The organism is Novosphingobium tardum (genome assembly GCF_042652045.1).
Lineage (GTDB): Bacteria > Pseudomonadota > Alphaproteobacteria > Sphingomonadales > Sphingomonadaceae > Novosphingobium > Novosphingobium tardum.
This window is the reverse complement of record NZ_JBHSDR010000008.1, coordinates 45,256-68,913: the sequence shown is the minus strand read 5'-3', so window position 1 is coordinate 68,913 and position 23,658 is coordinate 45,256. Positions and strand designations below refer to the sequence as shown.

Here is a 23,658-nt window from a genome sequence, read left to right as displayed (position 1 = left end):
TATCGATTGCAGCAATGCCGTGCGTCACAATGCTGCGGAGACAATCGCTTACCGTCCGATCAGCCGTGCGCGCCGAAGTGATTGGCGATGGCTGTCGCGATCCTCAGGTTCAGCGCGTGGGCCCTGTCGATCGGGTCGATGAAGCTGGCGCGGACCGCGCCATAGCCATGCCCATCGCTCGCGGCATCGGGATAGTCGGTCGGCTCGGTCACGCTGAAATCACCGATTTGGGGTACCGACACGGGATAGGCCCGGCGAAGCTGGGCCAGCGCCTCGTCGATCCGGAGCGACAGCACCATCTCCAGCACGTCCTCACGGCTGATGTCATTCGACCGGGCGAACGGGGGCACTTGTGCTGCGCGCAGGAACATGTGCTGGAGCAATGCAAGGCGCAGCGCCTGGAGCAGACCGATGGCGCGACGAGTATCCTCGCGCGGGACCTGTTCCTCCTCCTGGGGGAGGAGGGCGAGCAGACGATGCAACTTCATCCAGTCGACCCGCAGCCGCGATGCCAGCCGGCGGAAAACGCCGGTGCGATCGTCCTTGGTCAGGTATTCGGCAAGCGCAAGGCATCCCGGCTCGAGCGCGCTTTCAGTCCCGCGGTAAGGGCGGCTGGCCCAGTAGGCCGAATTGAACAACTCGCCGAATGCAGCCACCGTCTTGATGCTCGCGAGGCCGTTGGCGGCGCGCAGCAGGCGCACGAGTTGGCCTCCACGCGCCGAAGCTGTCAGCAGGTCCGCGATAGCCTCGACTTCCTCGTTCGCGGCGGTGCCGGCGCCAGCAATCACGTTTACCGGATAGCCCAGCTGCTGGAGGATCGCGTTGTGGGGAATAGCACGGATCTGGCGCAAGCTGGTGGGTCCGCCCGCGCCCTGCCGGCGCGAGACGCGGCTGCCCGTCGTCTTGATCATCCCCAGGCCGAACGCCGTGACCGCGCGGGCATAAGTCTCGGATTCCAGGTGATCGCGCTGGACCTGGCGAATGCTGCGATAGAAATCGAGACTTAGGTCGGTCCGGCTGTAGAAGGGATCTTTCGCTCCATCGCGATGCCTGGCTTCCTGTTCCGCGATCCGCACCAGCGTGGCCAGCGCCAGCTCCGGATTGCGGAAGAACAGGTAGCCGTCACCGCCCTGGAAGCTGACTTCGGGCTCGAGCACTATCTCTGCTTCGGCAAACCCGGCTCGCGCCCAATCGCTCAGCGGCCAGGTGAGTCGATCGGCGAAGCTGGCGGGATGCGCGCCGCGCCCCATCGATTCTCCGTGTGTGTCGAAGATCAGCGCCGGCACATCGGCCAGTCCCCCGCGCGTCATGGCCTGCGCCAGCCGTCCCTGCAGCCGCTCGATCGCCAGTGCCGCGGGGATCTGGCCCACGAAGCGGCCAGCATCGGAAAAGCCGGTCTGGATCGCCACCCGGCCGCGCTTGCGGGCATAGGCCTGATAGGCTGGTTCGGCGAGCAGGGCGTCAAGCAGGCGGCCGCCATGTTCCAGTGCGGTTTCAGTTTCGAAAAGCGGGGACACGTCAACCTTGTCCTCGACCCCGAAGGCGCGGGCGAAATATAGCGCGGCAAGGACCGTCTGCGGTTGTTCGCATTCCGCAATCAGCATCCGGATAGGGGCGTCGGCGTCGATGTGGTGAAGGATCTGCGCCATCGCCAGGAACTGGCGCAGTGCAGTGGCGCTTTCGATCGCGAGCGCGGCGAAGTTCGATCGCATCGGCTTGACCGCTGCAAGCAGCTCGCGAAGCCGCACCAGCGCGCCGCGACTGCCCAGATCGAGCGTCCCTTCGGGGTCGATCCGCGCCCTGATGGCGTTGTGGAGCTGCGAGGCGTTCACGCGGAAATGGATCCAGCCGATGCCCAGCCCGTCGGCTTTCATCGCGGCGGCCAGGACCTTCAGGGCAATTGCACGTGCGTCGTCGGCATTTGCCCCCTCGGAATCGAGCGCGGCAACTATCGGCGCTAGCGAGGTCAGCCGGGCCGGATGGTCGCTCGTAAGGCGATTGGCCACGTCGCTCAGCTCTTGCGGATCGTCGAGCGGACCTGCGAACGCCTGCGCCAAGTCAGCGGTGTGGTCGCGCGCCGCCGACAGAACGGGCAGAAGGTCATGAGCGGAATCGATTGTCGCCAGCGACGCGCAATAGGTTGCAAGCCGGGTCGCCTTTTCCCGCAACCGATATGCGATGCTGGTCGACCAGGCGATGTCCGTCCGCCCGTCCATGTCGTAGCCGACCCAGGTAGCGAAGCGGAACGGGACGGGCGCCAGATCCAGCCAACGATCGGGCCAGCGCGAACGGGCGGTCTCGAGGATGAGGCGATTGAGGCGGTCTCGCGCCACTGCCGCACGGCCGATGGCGGAAGTTACCTCGTCGTGCTCGAAATCCAGCGTGATCGCCGGATCTTGGGCGGCAACCTGACAAACCGCGCCATTGTCGCCGCCAGAGAGCGCGGCAGCCGCGACAGCATCGTATTGCGCCGGCGAAAGCAGGAAGGTGGGATGCGCGGTGAAGACTGCGTGGAGCAACGGGCGTTCCCAGCGCGCACGGAATGCATCGAAGTCGGTCTCGCCCAGGAGCGTACGGAAGCTCTCCTCATTGGCCGCGGGCTCGGTCGGACTTATCAGCCGATGAAGGCGCTGCGCCCGGCTTTGCAGTGCCCGGCATTCGAGATCAGCAACCAGAACTTCGATATCGTCGAGGTCGAGCGCTCCGCCCTCGATCTCGCGCGAAAGGTCGAGGCTAAGCTGGAAGACGGGATTGAAAAGCGGCGTCTCGGCCGTGCGAGCGTGAAGCGCGGCCAGCCTTGCGTCGAGATCCGCGACCGTCCTCACCGGGCAAGCGCCGCGGCGGCGCGGGCCGAGGCCTCGATGGCAGAGGGGTCGGGCGCGCTGCGGGGAACGATCCAGCTTCCGCCGACGCACAGAACGGGGTCAAACGCCAGCCACTCGGGCGCCGTGTCCTGGGTGATGCCGCCTGTCGGACAAAAGCGACACTGCCAGAACGGTGCAGCAAGCGACTTCAGGGCAGGCAGGCCACCTGCGGCCATGGCGGGGAAGAATTTGAAGTGGGTCAGGCCAAGGTCGAGACCCATCATGATGTCGCCCGCATTGGCGATGCCTGGCAGGAACGGGATGCCGCTGGAAACCGCAGCCTCGCCCAGCCGGGGGGTAAGTCCGGGCGACACGACGAACTGAGCGCCTGCGGCAAGCGCGCCGCGCAAGTCTTCGGGCCCGGTCACCGTGCCGGCGCCGACGATTGCGCCGGGGACGCGGCGCATCTCCTCGATCGCCTCGAGAGCGACGGGGGTCCGCAAGGTGACCTCGAGGACCGAAAGACCGCCGGCAACCAGCGCCTGCGCCACCGGCACCGCATGCGCGAGGTCCTCGATGACCAGAACCGGGATCACGGGCGCGGCTCGCATGATTTGCTCGATGGGCTTCACGTCTCAGGCTCCTGAACTTTTCTGGAAGTGGGTGGACCCGGATCGGGCAACCGCGATTGCATGGCGAGGCGTCGCCGCATCTAGAGGCCCGCCTCCGCCAGCATCGCCGATCCGCCCATCTCGGCGGGGTCGCAATGGTGGCGCATCATGGCGAAAAGCTCGCGCCCGGTGCCCCATGCCGGGGGAGGTGCTTCGGCGAGCGGCCGCAGATCCCACTCGGCTTGATCGATTAGCGCCTCGAGCTGTCCGGTGTGCGCGCAGATCCGCACAATGTCGCCATCGCGCAGCTTGGCGATCGGGCCGGCCTTGCCCGCCTCGGGCGTCACGTGGATGGCGGCAGGCACCTTGCCGCTTGCTCCGCTCATCCGCCCGTCGGTCAAGAGGGCCACGGCAAAGCCACGGTCCTGGAGGACGCCCAGCGGCGGGGTAAGCTTGTGAAGCTCGGGCATGCCGTTCGCTGCCGGTCCCTGGAACCGGACGACCACCACGACATCACGTTCGAGTTCGCCCGACTTGAAAGCGGTAAGGACCGCATTCTGGTCTGCGAAGACGCGGCAGGGCGCCTCGGTGGTCCAGCGCGAGGGCTCGACGGCGCTCACCTTGATTGTGCCGCGGCCGAGATTGCCCTCGACCAGCCGCAGACCGCCTTCGAGCTGAAAGGGCTCGGACACCGGGCGAAGCAGCTTTTCGTTGCGCGAAACGGCTGGAGGGGCCTCCCAGGAAAGCTCCGCTTCCGCTCCGAGTAAGGGCTCCCTGGCTCCATCGCCGAGAGAATTGCCATAGACGGTAAGGATGTCGTCATGGACGAGGCCGGCATCGAGGAGTTCACGAATTACGAACGGCATTCCGCCTGCCGCGGCAAAGCCGTTCACGTCTCCCGCTCCGTTCGGATAGATGCTGGCGATGAGCGGGACGACGCGGCTGAGCTCGTCCATATCGTTCCAGTCGACGATTATCCCGGCTGAGCGGGCAATGGCGGGGATGTGAATGAAGTGGTTGGTCGAACCGCCTGTCGCAAGCAGGCCGACGATCGCGTTGACGACAGCCTTTTCATCGACGCAGTGGCCGAGCGGGCGATAATCGCCGTCGTTCCAAGCAATTTCCACGACCCGGTGCACCGCGGCCCGCGTCAATTCCTGCCGAAGCTTGTCGCGCGGGTTTACAAAGCTCGCTCCCGGCAAATGCAGGCCCATCATCTCCATCATCATCTGGTTGGAGTTGGCGGTTCCGTAAAAGGTGCAGGTTCCCGCGTCGTGGTAGCTTTCGCTTTCCGCCTCGAGCAGTTCGTCGCGCCCCACCTTGCCTTCCGCGAAGAGCTGGCGGACGCGGGCCTTTTCCTTGTTCGGCAGACCCGACGACATCGGCCCGGCAGGCACCAGGATCGTGGGAAGATGACCGAAGCGCAGGGCGCCGATCAGCAGGCCGGGCACGATCTTGTCGCAGATGCCGAGAAGCAACGCGCCCTCGAACATCCCGTGGCTCAACGCCACCGCGGTTCCCATCGCGATCACGTCGCGACTGAACAGCGACAGGTCCATCGAATCCTGCCCCTGCGTCACGCCGTCGCACATGGCCGGAACGCCGCCGGCCACTTGCGCCGTTGCGCCAGCTTCGCGCGCCCAGACCTTGATCTGGTCGGGGTAGCGACCATACGGCTGGTGCGCCGAAAGCATGTCGTTGTAGGCTGTAACGATGCCGATATTCGGCGACTTTCCTTTGCGAAGCGTTGGCTTGTCCTCCCCGCTCGCCGCAAAGCCGTGAGCAAGGTTGCCGCAGGAAAGGTGCGGGCGGTTGACGCCGGCATCACGCGCCCGTTCGATCAGGTCGAGATAGTGGCCCCGGCCCGGGCGGGATCGTTCGACAATGCGTTGGGTGACCCGGGCAAGCGTCGTGTCGAGGGTGGCCATCACTCGCTCCAGTAGATCGTGACCGGGCAGCGCGCGGCCCGCAGAAGCCGCGCAACAGGCACGTCGATAGTCCCTGCCAGCGCGCGTTCAAGCACGTCCTTCTTTATCTGACCGGTAACGACCAGGATCAACTCGTCGCAGGCGACGAGTGCGGGAATGTTCAGGCTCAGCCGGGCGAACGGAGCTTCCGGCGGCAGGGGATCGGGAAGGGTGGAAATGACAGTTGGTTCAAGGACGTTCTCCGCGGCCATCGTTGGAAACAGCGACGCCACGTGACCGTCTGTACCCATGCCAAGCCAGACGAGATCGAACGGAGCAACCGGAGCGCCGCTCTCCAGGCCGACCAGGGTCGCGCCGGTTTCACCCATGCTCGCCTTGAGAGAACCCATGTTGCTGGCCGGGTGATCGACCGGCACCTGGCGATCATCGGTCAAAACCAGCGTCGTCCCGTGCCAGTCGAGCCCGCGCTGGGCGAGCATGGCGAAGATTCGTGTCGGGGTTGAGCCGCCCGGAACCGCGATCCGCTTAAGGCCAAGCCGGGCGACTACATCGGCGATCTTGTCGGCAACCGCGGCGGCGTCTCCGCGCGGGTGCCAAGAAGCCAGCGAGGCGGATGCTTCAGTCATTCCAGCTTCGCCCGTCGCGCTCGGTCAAGGCGATGGCGGCATTCGGGCCCCAACCACCCGCGGGATAACGCTTGAGTTCGACGTTCTCGTCTACCCACAGCTTGCGAATCGCGTCGATCCAGCGCCATTGCGCCTCCACCTCGTCGCGGCGAACGAACAGGGTCTGCTCGCCCTCTATCAGGTCGAGCAACAGGCGTTCGTAGGCGATCCGCCGGCGTGCCTTGGCGAAGGCTTCGGTGAGTGAAAGGTCGAGCGGAACCTCGCGCAACACGATCCCCGAACGATCGAGGCCCGGCTCCTTGGCCATGACCTGGAGCCTGACGTATTCCTCGGGCTGGAGGCGGATGACAAGCCTGTTGGCAACCAGTTTTCCGCCACGCTCGGCGAAGATATTGTGGGGAACGCACTTGAACTGGATCACGATCTCGCTGCGTCGTTCGGCCAGTCGCTTGCCGGTTCGCAGGTAAAAAGGGACGCCCTGCCAACGCCAGTTCTCGATGTGCGCTTTCAGCGCCACGAACGTTTCCGTGTCCGACGGTTCGCCGAGATCGTCGACGAAACCGCCGACCGCCGCCGCTTCGACCGCGCCAGCGCCATACTGGCCGCGGACCATCTCGGCGGCGCGCACGGGACGCAGCGCCCGCAGCAACTTCACCTTCTCGTCGCGGATCGATGCCGCGTCATAGTCGGCCGGCGGTTCCATCGCGATCAGCGCCAGAAGTTGAAGCATGTGGTTCTGGACCATGTCGCGCAGTGCGCCGGTGTCTTCGTAGAAGCCCTTGCGTCCCTCGAGCCCCACCGTCTCGCTGATCGTGATCTGCACGTGATCGATTCCGACGGCATTCCACAGCGGCTCGAACATCATGTTACCGAACCGCAGCGCGATGAGGTTCTGGACCGTTTCCTTGCCGAGGTAGTGGTCGATCCGGAAAATCCGGTCCTCGGAAAAAGCGGATGCGACCGCGTCGTTGATCCGGCAGCTTGAGGCCAGGTCGTTGCCCAGCGGCTTTTCCAGGCCGATGCGGACGCCTTCGTGCGCGAGCCCCGCGCTCTTGAGGCCGGCGATGGTCGGTTCAAACAGGAATGGCGCCGTCGACAGGAAGATGGCGAGGCCGCCGCTGGTGTCCCCGAGCTTTTGCGCAAGGGCCGGAAAACCCTCGGTCTTCGATGCGTCGAGCGGCTGGTAGCTCAAGCGATCGAGGAATCCCGCAAGCTTGGCGTCGTCCTTGCGATCGTCGGGAAGGAATTCAGCCAGCGCCTCGCGCGCCATTTCGCGGAAAGCCTCGTCGCTCAACTCCGAGCGGGCCGTGCCGACGATCCGCAAGCCCGGAGAAAGCAGCCCGTCCTCGTGCAGCGCGAAAAGCGATGGCAGGAGCATGCGCTTGGCAAGATCGCCCGTGGCTCCGAACAGCAGGAGGGCCGACGTCGCGCGATTGATCATTCAGCATCCTTTGCAAGGCGGACAAACCGGCGAATCGCGGCCCCGACGCGCGCAAAACCCTAGTGGCGGGCATCTCCGAGCGCCAGCAGCGCAAAGCTCGCCAGCCAGTGTTCGCCCATGTAATCCCCGGTGACGTGGGGCAGGGCGGCGGCAAGATGCTCGGCGGCCGTCTGCTCCACCGCTGCGCTCCCGGCAGGGGCGACCAGGGGCGCGAGCGCGCGCCAGCACCACGCTCGGCTGAGATTGAGGCCGTCGAGGTGCGCGATCTTGCCGTCGCTGCGGTCGCTTACCGTCGCCGGGACGAACAGGCTGGCCGGCTCCCGAGCGGCAAGGCGCGGGAAGAAGTTGTCGAGCCACGCCGCGGCGGCAGCCTGCGGCAGGCACCGGACCATCGCCAGGGCTTCCATGAGCGCGGGCGAGAGGAACTCGTCGCCCCCTGGTTCCCACGCCTGGCAATCCTCGTGGCCGGCAAACCACGCTGGGACCAGCGACCGGATGCGCTCTGTCAGTTCTTCATCGAACGCCTCGGCCCATTCGAGGGCTAGCACCAGTGCGAAAGCCGTATTGCCGTGAGTGCCCGTGCGGATCGGGTAGGTCAGGACATCAAGATAGCGGGAAAATCGCGCGGCGAACGCGCGGGCAAGGGGGGCCAGGCGCTCCGCCCAGGGACGGTCGCCGTGGCGGGTTGCCTCGAGATGCAGATAGAGGAGCCAGCCCCAGCCGTAAGGTCGCTCGAAGCCGCCCGAGGACGGGCGCTCTAGATAGGCCAGTTCCCCCGCCAATCGGTCTTCGGTGAACGTTTCGTCGGCGAGTTTGGCGATGTGCGTCGCTTCGGCCATGTCGGGAAATAGCCGCCTGAGGGTCAACAGCGTCCACCAGCCGTGGACGCAGCTGTGCCAGTCGAAACTTCCGAAGAACACCGGATGAAGGAGACGCGGAGGCAAGGCGTCACCATCGCACTCGAGCACGTGATCGAGCTTGTGAGGATACTCGCGCGTTACGTGGCCCAGCGCAGCGCGGGCAAAGCGGGAGGCGGTAGCTGCGTCGAGCGTCGTCATCGGAAACCCGCGAAATAGAGGATGGCGATATTGCAGGCCAGCAAGGGCAAGGCCGTGCCGACCTGCTTGCGGATCACCGCGTACTGGTCCTTCAATTCAAGTAGCGCGGCGGGCACGATGTTGAAGTTGGCGGCCATCGGCGTCATCAGCGTGCCGCAGAAGCCGCTCAACATTCCCACTGCCGCGATAACCGCCGGGTTGCCGCCATCGGCATGGATCAGGATCGGCACTCCGATGGCAAGGCTCATCACGGGAAAGGCGGCAAACGCATTACCCATGATCATCGTGAACAACGCCATCCCCAGCGCATAGACCACGACCGCGAGGAGAACGCTGCCCGTCGGGATCGCGGCCCCTGCGATCTCTCCGATTGCGGTGCCTACTCCGGCCGCGGCGAAAACCGCGCCTAGCGCCGCGAGCATCTGCGGCAGGACAGCGGCCCAGCCGATGGAATCGATAAGGCGGCGCCCTTCCTCCACCGGCGCGACTGGCGAAGGCCGCAGCCACGCAAAGCACAGGATCAGCGCAAGGATCACGCCCGTAGCGAGAAACACGAGCGTGGCCCACTTGTCCTCGATGAGTCCGGCAGTCTTCAGCGGGGTGTAATTGTAGGCCAGAGTGCCGATGAGGGCCGTAGCAGGTATGACCAGCGCCGGTATAAAAAGGCGGTTGCCCAATCGCTCGCCGCGCGGCTCGGCGACGCGTTCGCGCGGCGTCCCCCGGCCGAGAAGCCGCGCGCCGGCAATGCCGACGAGCGCAAGGACCAGCAACCCGTTGGCGACGTCGCCCAGCACGTCGCCCGCCCAGAAGCTCAAGGCGAGGAGGCCCCAGAACGCCGCATTGCCGAGACGGAGCGGGTTCGTGGCATCGCGCAGGCCCGACAGCGCGAAAAGCGCAAAGGCGGTGCCGGCAAGGGCGTAAAGCGCTTGGAGTCCGATCATCGCCGGGTCCTTGCCAGGCGGCGATCGAACCACAACAGCCGCCCGCCGTGGATAAGCAGCGCACAGATCGCTGTGGGGATAGCCCAGAATGCCAGTTCGAACGGCGTCAGTTCGATCCCCTCGCCGCGCAGGACGCCCTGGATCAGCAGGATCGACCCGATGGCGATGAAGATGTCCTCGCCGAAGAACAGGCCAATGTTATCTGTCGCGGCGGCAAGCGCCTTGACCTCCTGCGCCACGCCTTCCTCGTCGCTATTGTCCAGTTGCCGTGCCGCCGCGGCCTCGGCCATCGGGGCGACCAGCGGCCGGACGGTCTGAGCATGACCGGCAACCGAAGTGAGGCCCAGCGCGGCAAGGCCTTGGCGAAGGACAAGATACCCAAGCAACAGCCGTCCGGCGGTTGCCCCGCGAAATTCCTCGATCAGCGCGCGGGCTCGTGCCTGGAGGCCATATCTTTCGAGCAGTCCGATCACGGGCAGGACGATCCAGACGACCGACACGAAACGGTTATCGTTGAACGCCTTGCCGAGTGTTCCCAGAACCGAGATGAAATCCATCCCGCCTAAAAGACCGGTGGCGATGGCAGCCACAGCGACGACGAGCAGAGGATTGAAGCGCAGCGCGAAGCCGGCGACGACGAGCACGATGCCCAGGAGCGGAAGGAATTCGCTCATGGCATTCTTCCAAAGCCGCCGCCGCCCGGTGTTTCGATGACGAACATATCGCCAGGGTTCATCTCGGCCGATCCGGTCGCTTCGAGGACTTCCCGCGACCCATCCGCGCGTTCAACCCAGTTGCGTCCGGGCAGGGCATCGCCGCCGCCGACAATCCCCCGCGGGGCAACCCGGCGCCGGTTCGCCAGGATATTGGCGCGCATGGCCTCGAGAAACCTGATCCGCCGGATCAGCCCGTCCCCGCCGCGGTGAAGCCCCTCTCCGCCCGAGCCGTGGCGGATTGCAAACTCTTCCACCCGGACCGGCAGCCGCGTTTCCAACACTTCAGGATCGGTCAGGCGGCTGTTGGTCATGTGGGTCTGCACTCCTGCGGTACCGTCATGATCCGGCCCGGCTCCAGATCCGCCGGCAATCGTCTCGTAATATTGGTGCGTGGCGTTGCCGAAGGTGAAGTTGTTCATCGTACCCTGCGACGGTGCGAGCCTTCCCGTCGCGGCGAACAGGGCATCGGTGACCACCTGGCTGGTCTCGACATTGCCTGCGACGACAGCGGCCGGGCAATGCGGGCTCAGCATAGACCTGTCGGGCTCGATCAGTTCGATCGGGCGCAAGCAGCCGTCGTTGAGCGGAATGGCATCGTCGATCAGCGTCCGCACGACGTAGAGTGCCGCCGCACGGACGATGGAGCGAGGCGCGTTGAAATTGTCGGGAAGCTGGCTGCTTGTCCCGGTGAAGTCCATTACCGCAGACCGGCTATCTCGATTTACGGTAATAGAAACAGTTACATGTGCGCCATTATCCATTTGGTATGTGAAAGACCCGTCTTCGAGCCGATCGAGCAGGCGGCGCACCGATTCCTCGGCATTGGCCATGACGTGGGCCATATAGGCCGCGACAACTTCCGCGCCGTGATCGCGGGCAGTGGCAGCCAAACCCTCGACACCCCGGGTGCAAGCGGCAAGCTGCGCCTGGAGATCGGCCATGTTCCGATGGGGATTGCGCGCCGGCCAAGGGCCGGAACGCAGGAGGGCGTGCATTTCCGCCTCGCGCAGCACGCCGCGGTCGACGAGCAGGAAGTCGTCGATCAGGACCCCCTCGTCCGCGATCGTCGTGCTTTCGGGCGGCATCGATCCCGGGGCGATCCCCCCGATATCGGCGTGGTGCCCGCGCGCTGCCACGAACGCGTCGGGCGTGTCGCCCTGGCCGTAGAAGACCGGCACGATCACGGTGATGTCCGGCAGATGAGTGCCGCCGGCATAGGGATCGTTGAGCACGTAGGCATCGCCGCGCAGGATGCCGCGCCCGTCACGCGCCTCGCCCCGGTTCGCGATGATGGTGCGGACGCTTTCGCCCATCGAGCCCAGATGCACCGGGATATGTGGCGCGTTGGCGATCAGCGCGCCGGTCCCATCGAACAGGGCGCAGGAGAAATCGAGCCGCTCCTTGATGTTCACCGAGGTAGCGGTCGCTTGAAGCGCCGTGCCCATATCCTCGGCGATCGACATGAAAAGATTATTGAAAATCTCCAACATGATCGGGTCGCAGGAGGTCCCGACTCCATGCTCGCGACTTAACGGTACATTTCTGGTCACGACGAGCGTGCCGTCGTTCGCGCAGGTCGCGCGCCAGCCTGGGTCGACGAGGGTCGTTGCCGATGGATCGACGATCATCGCGGGCCCGTTCACTTCCGCTCCGGGGCGCATGCTGGCGCGGTCGATGACACCGCCGTCGTGCGTCTCAGAGGCGTTCGGCGCGTTCAGATCGAACTGCTGGGTTGAAGCGGAATCGGTCGCGGCACTTATTGCTTCGACGACGAGCGTATCGACGATGGGCACGCTGCTCTCGGCATAACCGAACCGAGCGCGGTGGAGAGCGTGGAAGCGCTGCGCGAGCGTATCGTCAGGCTGCAGCACGAGCTCAAGCGTCGTGTCAGCGCCTTCGAGGCGTAGCTTTCCGCGCCGCTCGAGATGGATGGAGGCGACATCGATTCCCTGCTCCGCAAGCGCGGCCGTCGCCTCCCGTTCGAGGGAAGTCAGTGCATCGCTCCAGTCCTCACCCACGGGTCGTAGCCAGCTTGCCTCTCGGATCGACTTGACCGGGGCGAGGCCGATGCCGTGGGCCGAAAGTACGCCCGCCAGCGGATGGATAAGGATGCGCTCCATGCCCAGCGCGTCGGCCACAGCGCAGGCATGCTGCCCGCCCGCGCCGCCGAAGCAGGCAAGCGCATAGCGGGTGACGTCATGGCCACGCCCGATCGAAATGCGGCGGATCGCGGCGGCCATATTATCGGTTGCGATGCGCAGGAAGCCGGCGGCTAGATCGGGAGGGATGATCGAGCCGCCCATCGCGGCGCAAATCTCCTCGAGCCGCGCCATAGCCGCGTCGCGATCGAGCGGTTGATCGCCGGTCGGGCCGAATACTTGTGGAAAATGTGCTGGGTCGATCCGGCCGAGGACCAGGTTGCAGTCGGTCACCGTCAGCGGTCCCCCGGCGCGATAGCAGGCCGGACCGGGTTTGGCCCCGGCGCTTTCGGGCCCGACCCGCAGCCGCGACCCGTCGAACCGGCAGATCGACCCGCCCCCGGCGGCCACCGTGTCGATTGCCATCATAGGCGCCCGAATGCGGACGCCAGCGACCACGCTTTCTCCGGTGAGTTCGAACGATCCTGCATAGTGGGCAACGTCGGTCGATGTTCCGCCCATGTCGAAACCGATGAGCCGCACCGGCTCGCCTGGGGGGAAGTGGGGTGAGCTGGCCGCGACCATCCCGACGACACCGCCCGCCGGACCCGAAAGGATCGCATCCTTGCCGCGAAACGCGCCGGCATCGGTAAGGCCGCCGTTCGATTGCATGAACTGAAGTGGCACTCCGGTTCCGAGCGCCCCGGCGACGCGCTCGACATAGCGGCGCAGCACCGGCGACAGATACGCATCGACCACGGTGGTGTCGCCGCGCCCGACGAGCTTGATCAGCGGCGCGACTTCGTGGCTGGCGGAAACCTGCGCAAAGCCAAGCGATCGCGCGATGCGGGCGACTTGCGCTTCGTGACCGCCGAACCGCCAGCTGTGCATGAAGCAGATGGCGAGCGCATCGTAGCCCTGGTCACGGAGACCCTTGAGAATCCGCGTGGCGGCATCCTCGTCCAGCGCGCGCAGCACGGCGCCCTCTGCGGAAACACGCTCATCCAGTTCGTGAACTGTTTCATACAGTTGCGAAGGGAGGATGATATGTCGCGCGAAGATCGAGGGGCGCGCCTGGTAGGCGATCCTCAGGGCATCGGCGAAGCCCCCGGTGGTGAGCAGGGCTAGGCGCTCGCCCTTGCGCTCAAGAAGCGCGTTGGTCGCCACGGTCGTACCCATGCGTACCCGTTCGATCTCGCCCCCTTCGGCGGCGATGATGCGCCGGATTCCCTCGCTCGCGGCGTCGGGATAGGCAGAGGGATTTTCGGACAGCAGCTTGGCGACCCGCAGCCGCCCGTCGCTCGAGCGCGCGACGATGTCGGTAAACGTGCCGCCGCGGTCGATCGCGAAACTCCAGCGCGGTCCGCTCAGCCCACCAGCTCCGGGCCCAAGGTGGGATCGAGGTCGCGCGGCCGGGTGAGCGAGACCAGTTTGGCGCATCCCGCCGCGACATCGCTCCACCGGTCGACCGCCAGCGCGAGCACCGCGAAGGCGGCGGTCGGAAACTTTACTTCGACCTCGTCGCGCAAGGGCGAGGAGCCATCGTCGGGCACTAGATCGAAGATAAGGTCCTCGAGCCCCGGGTTGTGCCCCACCATCAGCACGGTGTCGGGATCGCCGTCCAGCGCATGGAGGAGATCGATCAGGGTCGCCGAGCTGGCAAGGTAGATGCGGCGGTCCCATTCGACGGGAAAGCTGCGGCCGAACGCCTTGCTGGCGATGTCGATGGTCTCGCTCACCCTGATCGCGGGCGAGGCGACCACCCGGTCGAAGCGCGGGCCGTGGTCGCGTATGTAGCGTCCCATCAGCAGCGCGCCTTTTTCGCCGCGCTCGTTCAGCGGGCGGTCGAAATCGCGGGCGCGCGGATCGGCCCAGCCGGACTTGGCGTGGCGGAACAGTCCCAGCGTTTTCATGGGTGCGGCGATGTCATGGGACCGATGAGACCGGATTCTCGTGCTGCGTCAGGCGCGCCAGAAACACCGGCGGCCACGCTTTGTAAAGCCTCGTCCAGCGTACACCGGCGGATGGGGGTGCCCGGCGGGAAAGCCGAAAGGAGACGCGACGGAAAAGCGGCAGAAAGGACAACGAAGTGACCCTTGTCGTCAGCTGATCGGATCAATCGCCCAAACGCCTGCGCCAGACGCGCGCGGATCAGGCGGTCGTCGTACGCGCTGCCCCCGCCGGCGAGCCTTCGCGCGCGGTGCAGGATCGACGGCTTGGGCCACGGCACCTGCTCTAGCACGACCATCCTGAGCGAGTGGCCGGGTACGTCGACCCCATCGCGCAAGGCGTCGGTCCCCAGCAGCGAGGCGTGGGGATCGTCGCGGAAGATATCTACCAGCGTGCCCGTGTCGATCGGATCGACATGCTGGGCGAACAGCGGCAATCCGGCTCGGGCAAGCCTGTCGGCGATCCGCCCGTGGACTGCGCGCAGCCGGCGGATCGCGGTGAAAAGGCCCAGCGCCCCACCGCGACTAGCCTCGATCAGCCGGGCGTAGGCGGCCGCGAGCTGTGGAATGTCGCCCTTGGGCACATCGGTAACGATCAGCACCTCGGCCTGCGCCGCGTAATCGAACGGACTTTCGGCGCTGGCCAGCCGCGGCACGACGCCAAGGTGCGCGGCGCCGCTGCGTGCGATCGCGCTGTCCCATTCGAGTCCGTCCTTCAGCGTGGCGCTGGTCAGCATGACGCCGTGGGCGGGGGCCAGGACCGTTTGGGCGAAAGGTTTCATCGGATCGAGGAACCGGCGGTGGATGCCGACGTCGAATTCCCGCGCATCGGACCTCTCGACTGCGAGCCAGTCGACAAATTCGGGATCGGCGGGGCCTCCGAGCCGCTCGAGAAGAGCGATCCAGGCCGCCAGCAGGTCGGCGCGCCAGCCGATCGCGTGGCGCGCGCCTTCCGCGCGGGCACGCGCACTCGCATCGAGCCAGTCGGGCGGTTCCGCGATAAGCGCTTCGAGCCGGACGGCAAGCCGCATGAGTGGCGCGCGGATGGCGTCAAGCGCGGCCTGCGCGGCGCCGGCCAATTCGACGAACGCGCCATCGAGCTGGGCGGCTTCGGTTTCGAGCCCGTAACCAGCCTCTTGGCCACCGCTTTCGTCGCGGGCGTAGACGAGCGCGCGGACTGCGGCGAGCAACTCTTCCAACGGGCCCGAAGGGGCGCCCTCGTTGAGCCGGCCGAGCCACCCGTCGCCAGGCAGCGCTTCAGCGGCCGAGATCGTTTGCGCGATCGCGCGGCCGCCTTCTTCGTCATAGCTGGCGAGGTCGGCAAGCCGTGCCGCGAGGCCGCGCCTGCGTCCCTTCGACCGTCCTTCCGGGCCGATCACCCAACGCCGTAACTCGATGGTCTCGCCACCTGTGAGCGCAGCCGAAAAGGTCGAATCGGCTGCCTCGAACAAATGATGGCCTTCGTCGAAAACGATCCGAGTCATGGCCCCGCCTGCCTCGCGCCCACGCGCTGCGTTGATCATCACCAGTGCGTGATTGGCGATCACAAGCTCGGCGGCGGCGGCGGCGCGGGTCGAGCGTTCGATGAAGCACTTTCGGTAATGCGGACAGCCGGCATAGACGCACTCGCCGCGCCGGTCGGTCAGCGCCGCCACGCCGCGTTGGCGGAAAAGGGTGGGCAGCCACCCCGGCAGGTCGCCGCCGATCATGTCGCCATCCTGCGTGTAGGCAGCCCAGCGCGCGACGAGTTGGGCCATGATCGCGGGCCGCCCCGCAAAGCCTCCCTGAAGGGCATCCTCGAGATTGAGGAGGCAGAGATAGTTTTCGCGTCCCTTGCGAACCACCACCTTTGCCGGTCCGGGTTCTGCGGGATCCCAGGCGCGTCGGCTTTCGCGCCTGAGCTGGCGCTGCAACGCCTTGGTGAAGGTCGAGACCCACACCGCGCCGCCCGATTTTTCGGCCCAGAGACTGGCCGGCGCAAGGTAGCCGAGGGTCTTGCCGATGCCGGTCCCGGCCTGGGCGAGGAGCACGTGCGGCTCGCGCTCGCGCTGACGCGGCGCGAATACGCCCGCAGCCGCTCGGGCATAATCGCGCTGGCCCGGCCGCTCTTCCGACTCGCTGCCGACCAGCCGCGCAAGCCGCCCCGAAACCTCATCGCCGTCCAACGCAACCTGGGCCGGCTGCGGCCGCTCGGCTACTTCCTCCCATTCGGGCAGGCGAGCGAACAGCCAGCGTTCGGCGCGTTCGGGCCGCGCGACATGGGGCGCCAGAACGCCGGCCCACGGCCAGCGCAGGCGGGCGAGCGATTGAAGCACGCTCCACGCGCCCTCCCGCTCGGCCCAGTCCGGGTCGGCGCAGTCGGACAGCAGGCGCGAGCCCGCGGCATGAAGCAGGGCCGGAACGTCGGCGTCCGTTTCCGGCGGCGCCAGCCCCAGGGCATCGGCCAGACCCTTGGGCGTGGGTACCATGAACCGCGCCGGATGGATGAATGCAAAGGCCTCGAGAAGGTCGAGACCCGATAGCTCGGGATAGCCCAGGCGGCTGGCGACGAGCGGCGCATTGAGCATGAGCAGCGGGGTGTCTGCCGCCAGCATGATCGCCTCGCCCTTTGCGATCGCGCGCGTCGCGCCGTCCGGTCCGCGCAGCCAGACCCCGCCGTGGCTCGCGTGAAGCGCGGGATAGGGCAGGGCAGGCAGTGCGTCAGGCATCGTCTGCCGATGTGGCGAAGGTGGAACGAAAAGTAAACGCGGGGCGCCGCATTGCAGCGACCATCCACCGCGCGGTCCGCTCACCTCAGCTACTGGCAGCATCCGTCTGGTCGAACGGGCAAGGTTCGGGGCGCCGGAAATGCCACCTTTCGCTTGCGAAAGGGATGCGATCCAGTGAAAGGCGCGGGGCATGACGCACGCCCACATCGCCGACAATCTCACCTCCGCTGCACAGGTATCGAAGGCCTGGCCGTTCGAGGAGGCGCGCAAGCTTCTGAAGCGCTATCCTGACGGCAAGGACGGACCGGTGCTGTTCGAGACCGGTTATGGCCCCTCGGGTCTGCCGCATATCGGCACGTTCCAGGAAGTGCTGCGCACGACGCTGGTGCGCCGCGCGTACGAAACCTTGACCGGCGGCGCGCCGACGCGGCTGGTCGCGTTCAGCGACGACATGGACGGGCTTCGCAAGGTGCCCGACAACGTGCCCAACCCGGGCCTGCTCGCCGCGCACATCGGTCATCCGCTCAGCCGAATTCCCGATCCCTTCGGGCGCTTCGAAAGCTTCGCGCATCACAACAACGCGATGCTGCGCGATTTCCTCGACCGCTTCCATTTCGATTACGAATTCGTCTCGTCGAGCGAGATGTACAATTCGGGCGGCTTCGACGACGCGCTGCGCGATGTCCTTCGTCAGTACGAAGCGATCATGGCAATCATGTTGCCGACCCTGCGCGCCGAACGCGCCGCGACGTATTCACCCGTTCTGCCGATCTCGCCAACGACCGGCCAGGTGTTGCAGGTGCCGATCGAAGTTATCGACGCCGAGGCAGGGATCGTCGCTTTCACCGACTTTGGCGAGCGGGTCGAGCATTGCATCTTTGGGGGGCAGGCCAAGCTGCAGTGGAAGGTCGACTGGGCCATGCGCTGGGTTGCGCTGGGGGTCGATTACGAGATGTACGGCAAGGACCTGACCGATAGCGGGGTCCAGTCGGGAAGGATCGCCAAGGTCCTTGGCGGGCGCAAGCCCGAGGGCCTGATCTACGAGCTGTTCCTCGACGAGAAGGGCGAGAAGATATCCAAGTCCCGGGGCAACGGGCTGACGATCGAGCAATGGCTTGCCTACGGCAGCGAGGACAGTCTCGGCTTCTACCTCTATCGCGAGCCCAAGAGCGCCAAGAGCCTCCATCCGGGCGTCATCCCGCGCAGCGTCGACGAATACTGGCAATTCGCCGCCAACCTGCCGAACCAGTCGCTTGAGCAGCAGCTCGGCAACCCGGTGTGGCATCTTACGGGTGGACAGGGCGCGGGAGAGCCGCTGCCGGTGACGTACGGCCTTCTCCTCAACCTCGTCGGCGTGCTCGGCCCGGCCGCGACCGCCGAGCAGGTCTGGTCGTATCTTTCCAACTATGTCGCGAATGCCGATCCTGCCGCGCATCCCGCACTCGATGCGCTCGTCGGACGAGCGCTGACCTACAACCGCGAGGTCGTTGCCACCACGCTCGAGCGACGCGCGCCGTCTGCGGGAGAGACCGCGGCATTGCGAGCGCTCGACGAACGGCTTGCAACGCTTCCAGCGGATGCAACTGCCGAAGATATCCAGACAATCGTCTACGAGATCGGTAAGGATCCTGCGTTCGGGATCGAAAACCTGCGTGACTGGTTCAAGGCGCTGTACGAAGTCCTTCTCGGCTCATCACAAGGGCCGCGAATGGGAAGCTTCATTGCGCTGTATGGCATCGATGGCACCCGCCGGCTGATCGCGGAGGCGCTCGCAAAGGCCGACTGACGATGAAGATGAAGCTCGACACCAGCCCTCAGGCCCTTGCCGAGGAACTGCTGGGCCGGCCTTACGACGAGCTTGATCCCGAGGAACAGCGCGCGCTCGAGCGGGTCCAGTGCAGCGACATCGAATTGGACCCCGACGAATTTGATGTAGTGAAGGCCAAGTTCGGCGACCGGCTGGCCGACGGTGTGGCAAGGGTAGGCGGAAGCTGGGGCTTCATCATTGTCTTCTCGCTGATCCTGGCTGCCTGGATGCTGATCAACGGCCCATTGGCAAAGCGTTTCGGCGTCGTCTGGGACGAATATCCGTTCATCTTCCTCAACCTGATGCTCTCGACCATCGCCGCGCTGCAGGCGCCGATCATCATGATGAGCCAGAACCGTTCGGCAAAGAAGGACCGGATTTCGAACCGGCACGACTACGAGGTGAACTTGCGGACCACCGTCGAAATCCTGCGGCTTCACCGCAAGATCGACCGCGTCTTCAACAAGCTCGGCCAGATGCACGGCAGCATCGAGGAAGCCGCGTTGACGACCGAGGCGGCTGTCGAGCAGGCTATCGAGGCGACGCCGCCGCCGGCGAAGGAGCCAGCCTCAGGTGCCGCCTGACGCGATCCACCGGTCGATCTTGGCTTCCAGGACGGGAAGGGGCAGCGCCCCGCTGACCAGGACCTGCTCGTGGAACTTGCGGATGTCGAATCGCGGGCCAAGCGCGTTTTCCGCCTTCGCCCGCAGGCGCTGGATGGTCAGCGCTCCGATCTTGTAGGCAAGCGCCTGGCCGGGGATCGCGATGTAGCGCTCGACCTCGGCGGTGGCGTCGGTCCGACCCATGCCTGAATTGTCGAGCATGTAGGCAATCGCCTGGTCGCGGGTCCAACCCTTGGTATGAAGGCCGGTGTCGACGACGAGGCGCATGGCGCGCAGCATCTCGTCATCCAGCGTGCCCCAGTGCTGGAGCGGATCCTTGTAGAGGCCCATCGGGTAGCCCAGCGTTTCGGCATAGAGCGCCCAGCCTTCGACGAAGGCGGTGTTGCCCCCGAAGCGCTGGAAGTCGGGCAGCTTCTCGTTTTCCTGCGCGAGACTAATCTGGAAGTGATGGCCCGGGATGCCCTCATGCAGATACAGCGTCGTCATTCCGGTCAGGAAGCGGCTCGGCAGGTCGTAGGTATTGAAATAGAACGTCCCGGGCCGGCTGCCGTCCGCGGTTCCGCTGTCGTAGCTGCCGCCCGCCTCATACTTCTCGCTGTAGGCCGGGTAGGGGGTGATCGACAGCGGGGTCTTCGGGACGGTCGAGAAGTACCGCGGGATTTGCGCATCCACCGTCTTGCCGATCTGCGCGAAGCCGTTGCTCAGCTCCTCGCGGGTGCGGGGGTGGAAGCGCGGATTGGTGCGGATGTAGTCGAAGAAGTCATGCAGCGGGCCGGTGAAGCCGATCTCGCGCTTCACCCCTTCCATTTCGCCGCGGATGCGCGCGACTTCCTTCAGCCCCAGTTCGTGGATCGCCGCAGGATCCAGATCGAGGGTGGTCGTCGAGCGGACGAGTTCGCGATAAAGCACGTCTCCGCCCTTCATCGCGGAGAGGCCAACACCCTCGCGCGCGACCGGCAGGTATTCGTCGTTCAGGAAGGCGCGCAGGCGGGCATAGGCGGGCATCACCTTGTCCGAGATCGTGGCGCGGTATTCGCGCGTGATCCGCGCTTTCTCCGCTTTGCTGAAGCTTGCCGGAAGCGCCGTGACCGGCCCCCAGAATGGCGACTGCTCGGGTGGCTGGGCCAGCAGAGCGTCGATCTGGCCGATCATGTTGCGAACCGTCAACTTCGAGGTGACGACCCCGCTCGCCTCGCCCTGGCGGTAACGGGCAATCGCCTGGTCGAAGATCTGCGGCAGCAGCGCGGTGCGCGCCAGGTTTTCATCGTATTGAGCGACGGTCTTGAACGAGGCGCCGCCCTTGCCCGAAACGAACGTGGGGTAGCTCGTGTGCAGGCCATAGAAGTGGTTCATCGGAACCACCGAGGTCAGCGCAACGAACTTCGGCGACAGAAAGACCGCGTCCTCGCGCTTGTTGGCCGCGAACACGTCATACGATATCTGCTCGTCGGGCAAGAGAGCGCTGCGATCGACCCGGGCGAGGGCGGCCAGGCTTTCGCCCAGCGACTTGCGTTGCCGCGCCAGCATCTCGTCGGTGTAGATCAGCGCGAAGTCCTGCGGCGGCGAGGCCTCACCGCGCGCAACCAACTCGAGCGGAGACAGTTTGCGCTCGGCCATCGCGTCGGCTTCGAACAGCGCGGCCAGGCGCTGGGAGGCGATGGCGTGCGTCTGCGGCGCAAGGGGAGCCGCAGCGGCAGTCGTTCCCCCGGCAATCCCTGCCGGCGCTGCGCAACCGGCAAGCATGGACCCTGAAAGAAGGATGACGACGTGCGCCACATGTCGAAGGCGCAACGTTTTCAGCCCCATTTGCGTGTCCTGTACCACTTCGTGACGATGTATTTCGTGCCTCGCACCACCGGCGTGCCGGCATGGATCGTGTCTGGGTTCGGCGCCCCGTTGGGGAGCATGTTGTTCCACACGATCAGCGTTCCGGGCTGCGGCGGAATATCGAGCCCGATTTTGTTGAACAGGGTCGAGCCGCCTTCTTCCACTGCATTGAGGTAGGCCATCGCGGTCCAACTGCGCTGTCCGCCGCGGCGGCTCTGTTCGGGCCAGTACGCTTCACCGGTGTGGAAGTAGTCGTTATGCGCGCGAAATTCCTGGCCTACCTGATAGCGCTGGCCCTGGACCGTTTCCCCGAATTCGTGCGGGATACCGAGGAGATCGTCGATCCGCCGCTCGATCATCCGGACGAACGGGTCGCTGCTGTCGACGTTGCCTGAATAGGACGTCCGGTGGCCCTTGGAATATGGGGTCGTGAACAGTTCGGATGGCTGCGCCACGGCATCGATGATAGCGATCAGGCGATCGCATTCGGCTTCGCTCAGGAAATTCGCGACGCCGTATAGTTCGATCTGGTCCGTCGGCACCTTGAATGCGCTGGGGTCCGCATCGAGCCGCTGGCGCACGCTTCCCCCCAGCCGGGCCAAGGCGGCGATGTCTGGATGCTGGGTAGGCAAGGGGGCGCGGGACGGCATGGCTGGCGCCTGATGGCAAAGCGCCGCCGCCGGTGCAAGAGGTGCGGCGCATGCGAATCGTTCGCGCTTGCGCCGCCGCGCAAAGCGAGCAATCAAGCGGGCATGAACCCAAGCCCACGCTATTCGCTCGGTGCGATCATCCTTCACTGGCTGATGGCAATCCTGATCATCGCCAATGTGGTGATCGCCCTTAGCGTCGAAGGGCTACCCAAGCCTGAAGCGATGTATTGGATGGGCATTCACAAGGCGAACGGCATCACCGTGCTGCTGCTGGCGGTCGTGCGGATCTTCTGGCGCGTCACGCACCCCGCGCCGCCGTTTCCAGCCACGATGAAGCCCTGGGAGATCACCCTGGCGCGGATCACCCACACCGCGTTCTACTTCCTTATAGTCGCTATTCCGCTCACTGGATGGCTGTTCGTGTCGAAGGCCAGCGGAGGCAAGCCGATCGATATGTATGGCCTGTTCAATTTCCCGGGCTTCCCGTTCGCGCCGGATCGCGATGTCGCGGAACAGGTAGCGGGAATTCACGAAGTCCTTGGGCTAGGCACGCTTGGGTTGCTCGCCCTCCATGTCGCCGGCGCCGCCAAGCACATGTTCACCGACGGTTTCGTCCGGATGATCCCTGGAAGAGCCGCGGCCACGCCCGGCCCCAACTGAGCATCGTTTGACAAAGCGGTCCCCAGAATCGGAAGGACCCCGCCATTGCTGGCGGGGTCCTGGCCGGTCCGACCGGCATGGGCTACCTGACGGACGGCCTTACCAGAAGAAGTCGCGGATCACGTCCACCACTTCGCCCGAGTAGATGTCGACCAGCAGAACGTCGTCGTAATACCGGACCCAGCGATAGGGGCCGTAGACCTCGGGCAGACGGTACTGCCAGGGATCGTTGATCCAGTAACGATTGCTGTAGAACAGGTTGTCGAGGAAGAACCCGATGTTCACCCGGCTATAGCTGTAGTTCCGATAGGGCGAGTAATAGCGCCCTAGGCGATAGACGTTGCGGTTGCTGTTGCGATAGCTCGACCAGTTGTAGCGGGAATCGCGTCGCCAGTCGGAATTCCACTGACGATGCCCGTCGCGCGAATAGCGGGTGCCGTCGCGATATCGATCACCGTCACGATATTGCGATCCGCTGCGGTACTGGTCGTTGCGGTACTGGCTCCCGTCACGATCGCGATAGCCGTCGCGGCCGCCATAGCTGCGGTCGCGATTGGGATCGCTGTAAGTGCGATTGCGTTCGACCTGCGTGCGGCCTTCGATCTGGCCGTACGCGCCGCTGCGCTGGCGATCGTAGGTGCGGTTCCGCTCAACCTGGCCGCTGCCCTCGATCTGGCCATAGGCGCCGCGACGATTGCGGTCGTAGCGGCGCTGCGGAACTGCCGGATCGGCCGCGCGAACAGCCGGGGCAGGGCGGTTGACCGCTCCGCCGTTCGACCAGTCGCGGCCATAGCGCGTGCCTTCGCTCGGACGCTGGGAACCCCATCCGCCCTGTGCTGCGCGCTGCTGAGGTGCAGCAACCGCCGGCGCCTCTTGCCGCTGACGGCCCTGCCAGCCGCCGCCAGATTCAGCCCGCTGTTGCTGGCGGGCTTCCTGGCGTTCGGCGCGGGCATCGGCCCGGCGTTCCATCCGTGCCTGGTTGCCCTGGCCGTCGGCGTCCTGCGCCTGGGCCGGAGCGATCGATGTGGCGGTCGCCACCATTGCGGCAAGTGCCGCCGTTTGCAGAAGCGTGAATCGTGCCATTGGAGGCAGCCTTCCATCCATGTGCCGCAAAGGGAGCGGCAACCCTTGAGATGGAATTAACCGATTCGGACTGTCGCGAATGTGAACC

17 protein-coding genes are annotated in these 23,658 nt (G+C 65.6%); 3 read left to right on the top strand and 14 right to left on the bottom strand.

The features are described from left to right. Positions 1 to 59: 59 nt before the first annotated feature. The 11 genes from ACFO0A_RS14350 to ACFO0A_RS14300 all read right to left on the bottom strand — a co-directional run bounded on the left by ACFO0A_RS14350 (position 60) and on the right by ACFO0A_RS14300 (position 16,920). A complete protein-coding gene (locus ACFO0A_RS14350; protein WP_379539744.1) occupies positions 60 to 2,825 on the bottom strand; it encodes a phosphoenolpyruvate carboxylase in 2,766 nt (921 codons plus the stop codon). After that, positions 2,822 to 3,436 carry a bifunctional 4-hydroxy-2-oxoglutarate aldolase/2-dehydro-3-deoxy-phosphogluconate aldolase gene (gene eda, locus ACFO0A_RS14345; protein ID WP_379539742.1) on the bottom strand — a complete coding sequence of 205 codons (615 nt, stop codon included), beginning with the start codon at positions 3,434 to 3,436 and terminating at the stop codon, positions 2,822 to 2,824. The genes ACFO0A_RS14350 and eda overlap by 4 nt, the downstream gene beginning before the upstream one ends. An 80-nt stretch (positions 3,437 to 3,516) precedes the next feature. Continuing rightward, a complete protein-coding gene (gene edd / locus ACFO0A_RS14340) occupies positions 3,517 to 5,343 on the bottom strand; it encodes a phosphogluconate dehydratase (protein ID WP_379539741.1) in 1,827 nt (608 codons plus the stop codon). Next, positions 5,343 to 5,969, bottom strand: a complete 627-nt coding sequence (locus ACFO0A_RS14335) for a 6-phosphogluconolactonase (protein WP_379539739.1) — start codon at positions 5,967 to 5,969, stop codon at positions 5,343 to 5,345. The genes edd and ACFO0A_RS14335 overlap by 1 nt, the downstream gene beginning before the upstream one ends. Continuing rightward, positions 5,962 to 7,410 (bottom strand): glucose-6-phosphate dehydrogenase, encoded by a 1,449-nt coding sequence (gene zwf / locus ACFO0A_RS14330; RefSeq protein ID WP_379539737.1) that lies wholly within the window; start codon positions 7,408 to 7,410, stop codon positions 5,962 to 5,964. Before zwf ends, ACFO0A_RS14335 begins: the two co-directional genes overlap by 8 nt. Positions 7,411 to 7,469: 59 nt before the next feature. Then, entirely contained in the window at positions 7,470 to 8,468 is a 999-nt protein-coding gene (locus ACFO0A_RS14325; RefSeq protein WP_379539735.1) for a DUF2891 domain-containing protein, read from the bottom strand. Then, positions 8,465 to 9,409: a DUF979 domain-containing protein gene (locus ACFO0A_RS14320; protein ID WP_379539734.1), complete on the bottom strand. Its 945-nt coding sequence runs from the start codon at positions 9,407 to 9,409 to the stop codon at positions 8,465 to 8,467. The genes ACFO0A_RS14325 and ACFO0A_RS14320 overlap by 4 nt, the downstream gene beginning before the upstream one ends. After that, positions 9,406 to 10,083: a DUF969 domain-containing protein gene (locus ACFO0A_RS14315; protein WP_379539732.1), complete on the bottom strand. Its 678-nt coding sequence runs from the start codon at positions 10,081 to 10,083 to the stop codon at positions 9,406 to 9,408. Before ACFO0A_RS14315 ends, ACFO0A_RS14320 begins: the two co-directional genes overlap by 4 nt. After that, positions 10,080 to 13,703: a hydantoinase B/oxoprolinase family protein gene (locus ACFO0A_RS14310; RefSeq protein ID WP_379539730.1), complete on the bottom strand. Its 3,624-nt coding sequence runs from the start codon at positions 13,701 to 13,703 to the stop codon at positions 10,080 to 10,082. Before ACFO0A_RS14310 ends, ACFO0A_RS14315 begins: the two co-directional genes overlap by 4 nt. After that, positions 13,631 to 14,176: a SixA phosphatase family protein gene (locus ACFO0A_RS14305; RefSeq protein WP_379539728.1), complete on the bottom strand. Its 546-nt coding sequence runs from the start codon at positions 14,174 to 14,176 to the stop codon at positions 13,631 to 13,633. Before ACFO0A_RS14305 ends, ACFO0A_RS14310 begins: the two co-directional genes overlap by 73 nt. Beyond that, a complete protein-coding gene (locus ACFO0A_RS14300) occupies positions 14,173 to 16,920 on the bottom strand; it encodes an ATP-dependent DNA helicase (RefSeq protein ID WP_379539726.1) in 2,748 nt (915 codons plus the stop codon). The genes ACFO0A_RS14305 and ACFO0A_RS14300 overlap by 4 nt, the downstream gene beginning before the upstream one ends. 190 nt (positions 16,921 to 17,110) lie before the next feature. Between ACFO0A_RS14300 and ACFO0A_RS14295 the strand changes: the two genes are divergently transcribed. After that, positions 17,111 to 18,706, top strand: coding sequence for a lysine--tRNA ligase (locus tag ACFO0A_RS14295; protein WP_379539725.1), 1,596 nt, complete (start codon positions 17,111 to 17,113; stop codon positions 18,704 to 18,706). Between the two features lie 2 nt (positions 18,707 to 18,708). Beyond that, positions 18,709 to 19,311 (top strand): DUF1003 domain-containing protein, encoded by a 603-nt coding sequence (locus ACFO0A_RS14290; protein ID WP_379539723.1) that lies wholly within the window; start codon positions 18,709 to 18,711, stop codon positions 19,309 to 19,311. Here the strand turns inward: ACFO0A_RS14290 and ACFO0A_RS14285 are convergent. Together ACFO0A_RS14285 and ACFO0A_RS14280 are read right to left on the bottom strand one after the other, a co-directional pair. Then, complete coding sequence (locus ACFO0A_RS14285) at positions 19,297 to 21,156, bottom strand: DUF885 domain-containing protein (RefSeq protein ID WP_379539722.1); 1,860 nt, start codon at positions 21,154 to 21,156, stop codon at positions 19,297 to 19,299. The two genes, ACFO0A_RS14290 and ACFO0A_RS14285, sit on opposite strands and share 15 nt — an antisense overlap. Then, on the bottom strand, positions 21,147 to 21,827 hold the full coding sequence (locus ACFO0A_RS14280) for a prolyl hydroxylase family protein (RefSeq protein WP_379539721.1): 681 nt from the start codon (positions 21,825 to 21,827) through the stop codon (positions 21,147 to 21,149). The genes ACFO0A_RS14285 and ACFO0A_RS14280 overlap by 10 nt, the downstream gene beginning before the upstream one ends. Positions 21,828 to 21,929: 102 nt before the next feature. On the opposite strand from ACFO0A_RS14280, the gene ACFO0A_RS14275 reads away from it, so the two are divergent. After that, positions 21,930 to 22,487, top strand: coding sequence for a cytochrome b (locus ACFO0A_RS14275; RefSeq protein WP_379539719.1), 558 nt, complete (start codon positions 21,930 to 21,932; stop codon positions 22,485 to 22,487). A 99-nt stretch (positions 22,488 to 22,586) separates the two neighbouring features. Here ACFO0A_RS14275 and ACFO0A_RS14270 read toward each other — a convergent pair whose 3' ends face one another. Continuing rightward, entirely contained in the window at positions 22,587 to 23,570 is a 984-nt protein-coding gene (locus tag ACFO0A_RS14270) for an RcnB family protein (RefSeq protein ID WP_379539718.1), read from the bottom strand. Positions 23,571 to 23,658: the final 88 nt, after the last annotated feature.

What these genes read in the sequence shown, in the direction of transcription:
- ACFO0A_RS14285 (WP_379539722.1), bottom strand. Translation starts at nt 21,156, where the DNA reads ATGGGGCTGAAAACGTTGCGCCTTCGACATGTGGCGCACGTCGTCATC.
- ACFO0A_RS14320 (WP_379539734.1), bottom strand. Translation starts at nt 9,409, where the DNA reads ATGATCGGACTCCAAGCGCTTTACGCCCTTGCCGGCACCGCCTTTGCG.
- zwf (WP_379539737.1), bottom strand. Translation starts at nt 7,410, where the DNA reads ATGATCAATCGCGCGACGTCGGCCCTCCTGCTGTTCGGAGCCACGGGC.
- ACFO0A_RS14275 (WP_379539719.1), top strand. Translation starts at nt 21,930, where the DNA reads ATGAACCCAAGCCCACGCTATTCGCTCGGTGCGATCATCCTTCACTGG.
- ACFO0A_RS14280 (WP_379539721.1), bottom strand. Translation starts at nt 21,827, where the DNA reads ATGCCGTCCCGCGCCCCCTTGCCTACCCAGCATCCAGACATCGCCGCC.
- ACFO0A_RS14325 (WP_379539735.1), bottom strand. Translation starts at nt 8,468, where the DNA reads ATGACGACGCTCGACGCAGCTACCGCCTCCCGCTTTGCCCGCGCTGCG.
- ACFO0A_RS14315 (WP_379539732.1), bottom strand. Translation starts at nt 10,083, where the DNA reads ATGAGCGAATTCCTTCCGCTCCTGGGCATCGTGCTCGTCGTCGCCGGC.
- ACFO0A_RS14305 (WP_379539728.1), bottom strand. Translation starts at nt 14,176, where the DNA reads ATGAAAACGCTGGGACTGTTCCGCCACGCCAAGTCCGGCTGGGCCGAT.
- ACFO0A_RS14290 (WP_379539723.1), top strand. Translation starts at nt 18,709, where the DNA reads ATGAAGATGAAGCTCGACACCAGCCCTCAGGCCCTTGCCGAGGAACTG.
- ACFO0A_RS14270 (WP_379539718.1), bottom strand. Translation starts at nt 23,570, where the DNA reads ATGGCACGATTCACGCTTCTGCAAACGGCGGCACTTGCCGCAATGGTG.
- edd (WP_379539741.1), bottom strand. Translation starts at nt 5,343, where the DNA reads ATGGCCACCCTCGACACGACGCTTGCCCGGGTCACCCAACGCATTGTC.
- ACFO0A_RS14335 (WP_379539739.1), bottom strand. Translation starts at nt 5,969, where the DNA reads ATGACTGAAGCATCCGCCTCGCTGGCTTCTTGGCACCCGCGCGGAGAC.
- ACFO0A_RS14300 (WP_379539726.1), bottom strand. Translation starts at nt 16,920, where the DNA reads ATGCCTGACGCACTGCCTGCCCTGCCCTATCCCGCGCTTCACGCGAGC.
- ACFO0A_RS14310 (WP_379539730.1), bottom strand. Translation starts at nt 13,703, where the DNA reads ATGCGCCAAACTGGTCTCGCTCACCCGGCCGCGCGACCTCGATCCCAC.
- ACFO0A_RS14295 (WP_379539725.1), top strand. Translation starts at nt 17,111, where the DNA reads ATGACGCACGCCCACATCGCCGACAATCTCACCTCCGCTGCACAGGTA.